Raw genomic sequence first — 9470 nt, 5'->3', positions numbered from 1 at the left:
GTGGGGGGGCTGGAGGTCGCGGTGGAGGGGGCTCGGCGCACGTCCGCGGCGGATGGACAGGGCCTGTCGTCCTTCCGCACGGAGGTGGCGTACCGGCTGGATGAGCGCCTCCGGGTCGCCCTGGGATACACGGTGCTGGGCTTCAGTGGTTTGGGGTTGGGGGCGGATTCGGTGGATGCTCCGGATCGCCTCTACCTGCGGGCGGAGCTGGCCTACTAGTCGTCTGGGAAGGGACGTTGAACGTGCGAGTCTGGATGGTCGGCCTGGGGCTGGTGCTGGTCGCCGGGGTGGCCCGTGGCGGTTGGACCGTCACCCAGACCCAGAATGGCGTCCCAAGCGATGTGACGGTCTTCCGGCCTGGCCACTTCGCCGTGGCCACGGGCGAGCAGTTGTTCATCTCCCGGGACGGCGGAATCTCCGCCCTGTCGGGGGAGATGGCGGGCAGCTTCCTTCAGGGGAGCGACTGCGTGGTGGGCATCCTCAGCGACAGCACGCTCCAGAGCGTCGCGGGGTGTTCGCCGGATGAGGGCAAGTCCCTGTTCCCCACCGCGAACGACTACACACTGAGAGCGGTGCGGCTCACCGCGGATGGTGGCGTGGGCTACGCCGCCGCCACCCCGTTCCCGTCGGGGGGAGAATTCCGCTCGTCCTTCCTTCCGAAGGAGGGCACCGCGCAATGGGGACTCCTGACGATGCCGCAGCCCGGCGCCGTGCCCCTGGCGCCGTTGGCGGTGCTGCCTCCTCAGCCCGGCGGTGTGCCGCATGCCCTGTACTCCGTGAGCTCCACCGTGGCCACCCTGGTCTGGTACCGGGGGGCGACGGGGCAGACCTTCCTCGCGCCGGGTTCTCCTCCGGTGGCCTCGCCGCTCTCCATGGCCCTCCTTCCTGGACTGACGCCCGCGAAGCCGCTCGCCTTCTTCGGCAACAACTCAGCGCTCTTTCGCGGGACCCTGGAGGGGACGTCGTGGCCCTTTGATCCGGTACTCACGGGCGCAGGTTCCGTGGATGCGCTCGCCTTCGATGTGGCGAATGGCTCCGCTGCGGGAGTCGGCTTCGGCCTGATGCTCGCCAAGAAGGACGGCAGGGTGAGGGCCTACAGCGCGGAGCCGGTGTCACCCTCGTCACTGCCCGGCTCCGTCTGGCGCGAGAACACCAGCTTCCCCACGGGCATCACCCAGACCGGCGTGCAGATGTCGTGTTGGGGCGCGTCCTACTGCGTCGCCGTCCTCAACGGGCCGGTGCAGAACATCCTCATCTACCAGAACGAGAAGACGCCGGACCTGCGGATCGCGCCGGACAGCCTCGACGTCGAGGAGGGCAGGACGACGTCGCTGATCCTCAACCCGCGCGATGGCGACGGGGATGCCGTGCGCGTGACGTTCACGCCCCGGGACCCCAACGGACTGCTCTCCATCCAGTCCGGACCGCCCCCGGCGGGTGACAACGGGATGACGCTGTCGCTGACGGCGGACTCAGGCTTCTGCGCGAGCCAGCAGGCCTCCCTCGACGTGGTGGCCTCGGATGGTCTGGCGGCGCACGACACGACGAAGACGGTGGAACTGAACGTGAAGCACACCATTCCGCCCGCCGCGCCCCTGGATGTCACCGTGAACGTTCCGGGCGGGGTCTTCTTCGCGGGCGGTGCCGCGGGCACCCTCACTCCGGTACGGGGCGCTTCCGGCTGCGAACCCGTCCGGTATCCCTGGGCGCCAGCGCCCACGAGGGCCCCCAAGCTCGACGTGACGGACAGGGTGGCCACGCTCAACCCGGTCCTCGACAAAGCGGACCGGTGCAAGCCTGTCAGCACCGTCTTCACCTACACCGTGCGCGCGAACGACGGTGAGCTGGACTCCGCACCCAGGAGCGTCCCGGTGGAGTTCCATCCCTGGGGACCTCCGGAGGCACCGTTCCCCAATCCTCCGATGCCCCGCTTCACCGGGGAGAGCCTGCAGCCCCAGTCGCTCCACCTCTGTGCTCCCAACGCGGACCTTCCTCTGGTGAAGACGTTCTGGTCGCGGCTCGATGCTTCCCCGGTTGTGGCGGTGAACGCGGTGCAGGCGCAGGGGGCACCGCAACCGCCGGTCGGCACGACGCCCGTCGAGGGAACCGCCGTGGTGGTCGATTCGCAGGGGGCGTGCTCCGACGCCTCGGTGACGCTGCGTGCGTTCAACCAACTCGTGGTGGACGGCCACCTGCTGGTGGGCCCGGAGTCCATCGTCGATGTGACGGTGAAACCGCGCTGGGTTCCCATGAAGAACGTGACGCCCGTCCTGACACTGGATCCTCCGGAGGAGCGCAAGGTGCGCGGTCGTCTGGTGACGCCGGCCCTCAACTGCGTCTCCTCGCGCGGCATCACGACGGTGGTGACGCTGGAGTCCTCCGACGCCTCGGCCCAGGTGCTCGCCACCCAGAGCTTCCCCGGGGCTTCGGGTGACATTGCACTGGACCTGCCTCCCACCTGCGGAAGTGCGACCTACAACGTGCGTGTCCGCGTGCAGGAGCCCGTGGCCGGTGGCGCCACCGAGACGTCCGAGTCGCTCCAGTCGCTGACGCGCGACGCGCGCGACGTGGAGCTGGGCGACGTGGACGGAGAACTCGTCGCCACCTGTGAAGACGGCGCCCGGGGCACGCTGCGGCAGACCTTCCCCGCGGGGGCCTGCACGGCGGTGAACCTGGACTGGACCTATGTGCGCGGCCCGGAGTTGGAGACGCCCGTGTCCGCGGGTGATTCGGCGACGCTGTCCACGAAGGACAAGCAGTTGGAGTCCCTGGTGGGGGAGTTCGTCACCGTGAACGTGGCGGCCACGGGCGAAGGGGCCTCCGCGGCGACCCGCGAGCACTCGGTCCGGATTGGCGCCCGGCCCTTCGTGTCGTTGGAGCGCCGCGCTGAAACAGGTCCGGGCTCCGACTCCAGCCAGGTGGGCGTCTCCGTCTTCCTGCACAACGACACCGGATGCGGCGTGTCCGCCATCCGCTACGAGGAGATCCCCTCCGGCGCGGAGGTGGTGCTGGACAGCGTGAGGCTCAACGGCCAGCCGGTGATCGCCACGGCGCTGGAAGGCGGAGGCTTCGCGGTGGAACCGGTGCCGCTGGAAGGGGGCGCGACCGCGGCCCTCACGTACGTCATCCGTCCCGCGTTCCTGGGCGAGCCGACGTTCTCCGGCACCGCGACCCTGCGAGGAATCGTGGTGTCCCGGACCGAAGCGCCGCCCCCGTCCACGTCGGGCTGTGGCTGCTCCGGAAGCGGCTCCGGCGTGACGGCCTTCGGGCTGGGCGCGCTCGCGTGGATGGCGCGCCGGCGGCGCGGCGTCAGAGCCCGAAGCTGATGCGCTGGCGGCGGTTGGGCGTCTGCTGACGCTCTTCCAGCACGCCCGACAGCTCCAGGCCGCGCAGGGTGGCCAGGGCCTCGCGCTCGGACAGGTCGGTGAGCGCGAGCAGGTCCTCCACCGTCTTCGTGCCGTCCGCGAACGCCAGGAGCAGCGCCTGCGGCCCGGCCAGCTTCAACTCATGCAGGCCGTAGGGCGGATCCGCCGTGGGGAACAACCGCCGCCCGGGCGCCATCCGCTGGCGCAGCGCCACCAGTGTCTCCGTGCGCGTCACGCCCTCCACGATGAGGTCGCCGGGGAAGAGCGACAGCGGCACCAGGTCCGCGCGCTGCGGCCGCATGGGGCTGAAGCCGTAGCCGCCCTCCGTCCACGTGAAGGTGGACCAGAGGATGTCCTTCACCTGCTCCTCCAGCAGCCGGCGCCGCTGCGAGGGGCTCAGCAGGCCGCGCTTCAAGAGCGCGTCCCCGGTGCGCAGCGTGTGCTCGCGCGCGTACGCGGTGGCCTCCGCGAGCTGGGCCTCCGTCAGCGCGCCCTTGCGCAGACAGAAGCGGCCGAAGCGCTCCGGGGCCAGGTTGGACGCGGCGTACACGACGCGGCCCGCCTCGAAGTAGACGACCTTCAGCACCGTGCCCTGGCGCAGCTTCAGCTCGCCGTGGTGGCGCGCTTCGTAATAGGCGTTGAGCAGCCGGGGCACCGAGGTGTGCTTCAGGTCTCCACCCAGCGACCACTCGGGAAGCTGTCGGCGGCGGCGCTCCCGGGTGGGCACGGCCTCCGTCCAGACGGCGTCGCGCCGGGCGAAGGGCAGGGGCAGGGACTCGGAGATTTCATCGTCCTCGGGGGACGGCTCCGGCGGGGCTTCCACGGACGGCTCGGAGGAGGGCTCGGACACCGTCAGCTCCTCCACCCCTTCGTCCTCCACCAGCTCCTCCAGGACGAGCAGGTCCACCTCGTCGAGCAGCTCCGTGTGGGGCACCGGCGGCACGCCCGCGGCCTCCTCCAGGGCGTCCATCACGGCGTCCAGTTCAAAGGGCTTCTCGAAGAAGGCGCGCGCGCCGTGCACTTGAATGGCTTCCTGGGCGAAGCGGTCGCCCTTGTAGACGCCGCTGACCGCGATGGCGGGAATGGCGTGGGCCCTGAGCGCGCCCAGCACCTCGCTGCCCCGGATGTCCGGCAAGAGCAGGTCCACCAGCGCGGCGTCGAAGCGGGCCGTGGGCCCCAGCGACTCCAGTGCCGCCTCGCCCGTGAACACGGTGAGCGCGTCGTGACCCCGGGTCTGCGCCACGGTGGCGATGAGGGAGGCCAGTTCCTGGTTGTCCTCGACGATGAGCAGTCGCGCCATGGGCGGGCAGACCCTACCATCAACGCCATGAAGGACGTTCAGGGCTTCCACCACGTGGCGATTCAAGCGAAGGACGTGGAGCGCGTCACCACGTTCTATCGGGACCTGCTGGGCTTTCCTGAACTCAAGCGCCACCTGCGCGAGGACGGCACCCTGCGGAGCGTCTGGGTAGGCGTCCCCGGGGGCTCCTTCCTGGCCATCGAGGCGGTGGACGGGACTCCGGAGCAATCCCCGTTCCGCCACCCGACGCCGGGCCTGCTGATGCTGGTGTTCCGCATCCCCCGGGAGGCGAGGGGTGGGGTGGTGGAGACCTTCGCCCGCGCGGGGGTGCCGCTGGAGCACGAGACGCGCTGGACGCTCTACGTCCGGGACCCGGAGGGCAACCGGGTGGGGCTGAGTCACCATCCGGAGGACTAGGGGCCCCAAGCGGGCGGGGGGCGTCCGGCCCAAGGCTTGCGGAGGGTGACGGGGCATGGCTACAAGCGGCCCCATGCGCCTGGGTGAACTGCTCGTGAAGGACGGCCTGGTGTCGGCGGCGGCGCTCGAAGAGGCGCTGGAGTCGCAGGTCGTGCACGGCGGTCGGCTGGGGACGAACCTGGTGGAGCTGGGCCTCCTGTCCGAACCGGACCTGGCCAAGGCGCTGGGCAAGCTCCACAACTGTGCCTACGCGTCCGGGGAGATGGTGCCCGACCCGAAGGCCGTGGCGCTGGTGAACCCGAACGAGGCGGACGACAAGGAATACCTTCCGATGCGCTCGGACGCGACGCGGTTGAGCGTCGCGGTGGTGAACCCGCACGACTTCCCGACGTTGGACGCCATCGCGTTCAAGACGGGCAAGCGCGTGGTGCCGGTGGTCATCCCCGAGTTCCGGATGAACCAACTGCTGCGCCGGCACGCGAAGGCGTTCCGGCAGTTGCGCGCCATCGACATGAACGCGGTCCGTCCCCGGCCAGCGAAGGGCGCGGCGGCGGAACTGGCGAAGGCGCAGGAGCGGCCTCCCGACCTGATGAGCGAGGAGGAGTTCCAGTCCGTCTATGCCCAGGCGCTCGGAGGCGCGGACGCCGACGACGAGGCCGTGCTGGAGGGGGAGATCATCACCGGCGTGGAGGTGGTGGAGACGCCCGTGCCCCTCGCGTCGGTGGCCCGGCCTCCCCAGGCGCCGCCCCCGCAGGCCCGTCCCTCGATGCCTGCGTCCGTTCCGGCGTCGCCCCCGTCGGCCCAGCGTCCGGTGCCCCCCGGCGTGCAGCCGCGCGTGAACATCCCCGCGCACGTGGCGCCGCAGGTCCCCGTTCCCGGCGCGCCCGCGCAGGTGGCCGCGCAGGCCCGTCCCGCGGCGGCGAGCCCGGGGATGCCCATGCCGCCTCCGGGCGTCGTCACCGGCCCGCCGCCCGCTGGCGCTCCGGGGCCGTCCGCGCTCGGGGGAGCGGTGCCACCGCCGGACGCGGGCGCCCTGCCGGGCTTCGCCGAGCTGCCGACCTTCGACGACCTGCCGGTGCAGGCGGAGCAGGCCGCGAGGCCGGAAGCGCCGCCCGCGCGGCCCGTCGCGCCGCAGGTCCGCGCGCCCACGCCGCCTCCGAAGCCGATGACGTTCCCGGAGGCCCAGGCGGAGCTGGCGCGAAGCTCGGACCGCGAGGACGTGGCCCGCACGGTGCTCCGGTTCGCGCTGGGCAAGTGGCGCCGGTCCCTGCTGCTGTCGGTGCAGGGCAACCTCGTCACGGGCTGGCACGGCATGGGGCAGGGCGTGCGCGACGAAGCGGTGCGCCGCATCGGTGTGCCGCTGCGAGACCAGAGCACCTTCCGGCTCGTGCGCGACACGCGCTCGCACTACGTGGGCCCGGTGAAGCGGGACGCGGCGATGGGGATGTTCTACCGGCTGCTGGGCGGCGGCTTCCCCACGACGGCGGTCATCCTCCCGCTGCTGGTGCGCGGCAAGGTGGTCCACCTGCTCTACGTGGACAACGGACCGGATCAGCTCACCCCGCCGGACGTGGGCGAACTGCTCATCCTCTCCCAGAGCGTGGGCCGCTCGTACGAAGCGATGATGCGCAAGCGCAAGAGCGCCTGAGCCTCCCCGCCGTCCGTCACAGGTCGGCCGGGTTGCTCAAGTCCTTCCCTCGGGCCACGGATGTCGCTGGCACCACGAGCCGCCGGGCCTTCTGGAACAGGGGCGCGGGCGGATCCTCGGCCACGTATACGCCCCAGAAGTATTCGCCCGGAGCCAGGCCGGGCAGCACCACCTGTTGCGTGCTGCCTTCGACCACGAGCACCGGGTGGCGCAGGCTCCGCTCCCTCGCCACGACGAGCCGGTAGCGGGGCTCGCCGCCGACGGACTGCCACGCGAAGACGATGTCCTGCGCCGCCGCGTCATCCGGGGCCTGGTAGTCATCCCGGGGCGCGATGAGCAGCGCGCGCTTGAGCTTGCGGTCCACGAAGATGCGGCGGGCGAAGCCGGACTCGCCCGGTCGTCCCTGGCCATCCAGCGCGGACACGCGCCAGACGAACATCCCGGGCTCGGGGGGGATGAACGTGAACCCCAGGCCGTCCACCTGCGTGTCCACCACGCGCTGGGTGAAGCCCAGGTCTCGCGCCACCTGCACCTGGTAGCGCCGCGCTCCGTCCAATGCCTTCCAGGCGAGGGGGATGCCCAGGTCCTGGCTCCACTCGATGCGGGCGTCCACTCCGGGCGACAGGCTCGCGGGGAAGGGGGGCCCGTCGTGTTCGGCGTCCTCCAGGCCCCGGGCCACCTCCAGCCAGCTTCCGGCGCCGAGCGTGCGGCGGTGGGCCCCTTCCGAAAGCATGAGCCGTCCCCGGGACACGCTGAGCTGCATGCCGTTCGCGGTGCGGGTGACGCGGAACTCCGCGGGCCCCTCGTGCGCGTCCACGGTGAGCTCCACCTGACGTCCGTCATCTCCCCGCAGGACGAGCGGGCCATCCCGCAGCGCATCCACGGGCAGCACGCCCCGAGCGGTGCCCGACTCCAGCGCGACCACCGCGCCGCCCGCGCCGCCCCCATCCACCGGCGCGGGCCGTTCCACCAGCACCGCGGTGCGCTCTTCCAACTCGAAGCGACCGCCGCCGCGCAGCTCGATGCGCGCGGAGGCCGCGGCCCCGGTGCGCACCCAGTCACCCGCGCGGAAGGTGGCGCCTGCTTCGAACGGCTCCCAGAACGAGCGCGCGGTGCGCATCGTGTCCACGGGCCCCTGGGCCATCGCGCACGTGGCCACGATGGCCTCCAGCTCCCGCGACACGGCTTCCGCGGCGCCGGCATCCCCCGGGGTGCGCGAACAGCCCGCCAGCGAGAGGAGCAGGAGCGCGAACGAGAAACGCGAACGCGTGCTCATGGCTTCCTCCACCCGGTGGACGCGCGGCGTGCTTCGTCCTCCAGGGACTGGAGCTTCATCCGGGGGACATTCCGCCCCGGTGCCGCTTCGAGCGCGGCGCGCAGATGCGCCACCGCCTCCGCCACGTCGCCCCGTTGTACGGCCTCCGTCGCCAGCGACTCGAAGCCATCCGCCAGGGCCTCCAGCCGTGCCAGCACGCGCGGATCCTCCGGACCCAGCGCCCGCGCCGCCTGGAGCTGCGCCAGCGCGGTGTCCTCTCCCGCACCCGACAACTTCGCCACCGCGATGAGCCGGTCCGCCCTCACCAGATGTTCCCCCAGCGCCGCTTCCCGCGCATGCAGGGGCCACAGGAGCGCCGCACCCGAGGTGCCAAGGATGGTGAGCGCCAGCGCGCCCCACCGCAGCCCCTGATGGTGGCGCGAGGCCATCAACTGCAACGCTCCCGGGATCCGCCGCTCCACGAAGCCCAGCCACCGCCGGGAGCCCCGAGGCCGGTCCCTGCCGCGAGCCACGCCGATGAGCGCCTCCGTCTCGCGCTGCACCCGGTCCAGCGACTCCCCGAACAGCTCGCGCATCGCCTGCACCACATCGAAGGGGGGCAGGGTGCCGCGCACGCGCTCCAGCGCCTGTCGCAAGGCCTGGGCACTGGGGGCCCGGTCCTTGGGCTCGGGTGCGGTGGCCCACCGCACCAGACGCTCCAGCTCCGGCGTCACCTGGGCATTGAAGCGCGACGGACGCAGACGCCCGGCGTGCTCCGCCTCCGCGACCTCCCCGAAGGCGCGCTTCAGCGTGAGCAGCTCATAGAGCACCAGCCCCATGCCGTGGATGTCCCAGCCGGGCTCCGGGCGTCCTCCCGCGGCCTGCTCCGGTGCCATGTACGCGCGCTTGCCCACCACCAGCAGGTCGTTGCCGCTGGCGATGCTGGCCGACGCGACGCCCATGTCCACCAGCTTCACCTCGCCGTGCAGCCCGATGAGGAGGTTGCCCGGGCTCACGTCGCGGTGGACCAGATGCAGCGGGCGGCCATCCAGGTCGCGCTGGTCGTGCAGGTACTCCAACGCCTTGCCCAGCTCGATGGCGAGCGTCACCGCGAGCGCCACCGGAGGAGGCCGCCCGCGCTCCCGCAGCCGCTCCATCAGGTCCGCGCCATTGCACCCGTGCACGTACTCCATCGCCATGAAGGGCCGGCCCGCGGCGGAGCCCACATCGAACACCTGGATGACGTTGGGGTGCTGGAGCGTCGCGCTCAGGCGCGCCTCGGTGAGGAACAGCTCCGATAGGCGCGGGTGGCGCGCGTACTCCTGGAACACCAGCTTGAGCGCCACCAGCTTGTCCACGCCCTCGGCCATGGTGCGCCGGGCGAGCAGGACCTCCGCCATCCCGCCCGCCCCCAGGCGCTTGAGGAGTTGGTACGGACCGAACGTGTCGAAGGGCCGCAGCCCGCCCTGCCACGCCTCCGGGTCG

Annotated in this window: 7 protein-coding genes; 4 read left to right on the top strand and 3 right to left on the bottom strand. The window is 71.8% G+C overall.

From position 1 onward, the window contains the following. Together D7V88_RS34645 and D7V88_RS34640 are read left to right on the top strand one after the other, a co-directional pair. The coding region (locus tag D7V88_RS34645) for a hypothetical protein (protein ID WP_147448982.1) at nt 1–219 on the top strand (219 nt) is incomplete at its 5' end. 23 nt (nt 220–242) lie between these two features. After that, on the top strand, nt 243–3326 hold the full coding sequence (locus tag D7V88_RS34640) for a hypothetical protein (protein WP_147448981.1): 3084 nt from the start codon (nt 243–245) through the stop codon (nt 3324–3326). Here D7V88_RS34640 and D7V88_RS34635 read toward each other — a convergent pair. Beyond that, a complete protein-coding gene (locus D7V88_RS34635) occupies nt 3310–4665 on the bottom strand; it encodes a response regulator (protein WP_120544885.1) in 1356 nt (451 codons plus the stop codon). The two genes, D7V88_RS34640 and D7V88_RS34635, sit on opposite strands and share 17 nt — an antisense overlap. A 27-nt stretch (nt 4666–4692) precedes the next feature. Here D7V88_RS34635 and D7V88_RS34630 point away from each other — a divergent pair, with 27 nt between their 5' ends. Together D7V88_RS34630 and D7V88_RS34625 are read left to right on the top strand one after the other, a co-directional pair. Next, nucleotides 4693–5082: a VOC family protein gene (locus D7V88_RS34630; protein ID WP_120544884.1), complete on the top strand. Its 390-nt coding sequence runs from the start codon at nt 4693–4695 to the stop codon at nt 5080–5082. Between the two features lie 73 nt (nt 5083–5155). Then, entirely contained in the window at nt 5156–6730 is a 1575-nt protein-coding gene (locus tag D7V88_RS34625) for a cyclic di-GMP-binding domain-containing protein, MshE-related (RefSeq protein ID WP_120544883.1), read from the top strand. A gap of 16 nt (nt 6731–6746) precedes the next feature. Here the strand turns inward: D7V88_RS34625 and D7V88_RS34620 are convergent, their stop codons facing one another. Beyond that, on the bottom strand, nt 6747–8006 hold the full coding sequence (locus tag D7V88_RS34620; protein WP_147448980.1) for a FecR family protein: 1260 nt from the start codon (nt 8004–8006) through the stop codon (nt 6747–6749). After that, nucleotides 8003–9470: serine/threonine-protein kinase (locus D7V88_RS34615; protein WP_147448979.1), on the bottom strand; the 1468-nt coding region annotated here is incomplete at its 5' end. The genes D7V88_RS34615 and D7V88_RS34620, both read right to left, overlap by 4 nt.

Source organism: Corallococcus terminator (assembly GCF_003611635.1).
In the GTDB taxonomy this organism is placed as follows: Bacteria; Myxococcota; Myxococcia; order Myxococcales; family Myxococcaceae; genus Corallococcus; species Corallococcus terminator.
This window is presented reverse-complemented; position numbering and strand designations above follow the sequence as displayed.

Excerpts from the sequence above, each read along its gene's own strand:
- D7V88_RS34635 (WP_120544885.1), bottom strand. The coding sequence starts at position 4,665 with ATGGCGCGACTGCTCATCGTCGAGGACAACCAGGAACTGGCCTCCCTC.
- D7V88_RS34630 (WP_120544884.1), top strand. The coding sequence starts at position 4,693 with ATGAAGGACGTTCAGGGCTTCCACCACGTGGCGATTCAAGCGAAGGAC.
- D7V88_RS34625 (WP_120544883.1), top strand. The coding sequence starts at position 5,156 with ATGCGCCTGGGTGAACTGCTCGTGAAGGACGGCCTGGTGTCGGCGGCG.
- D7V88_RS34620 (WP_147448980.1), bottom strand. The coding sequence starts at position 8,006 with ATGAGCACGCGTTCGCGTTTCTCGTTCGCGCTCCTGCTCCTCTCGCTG.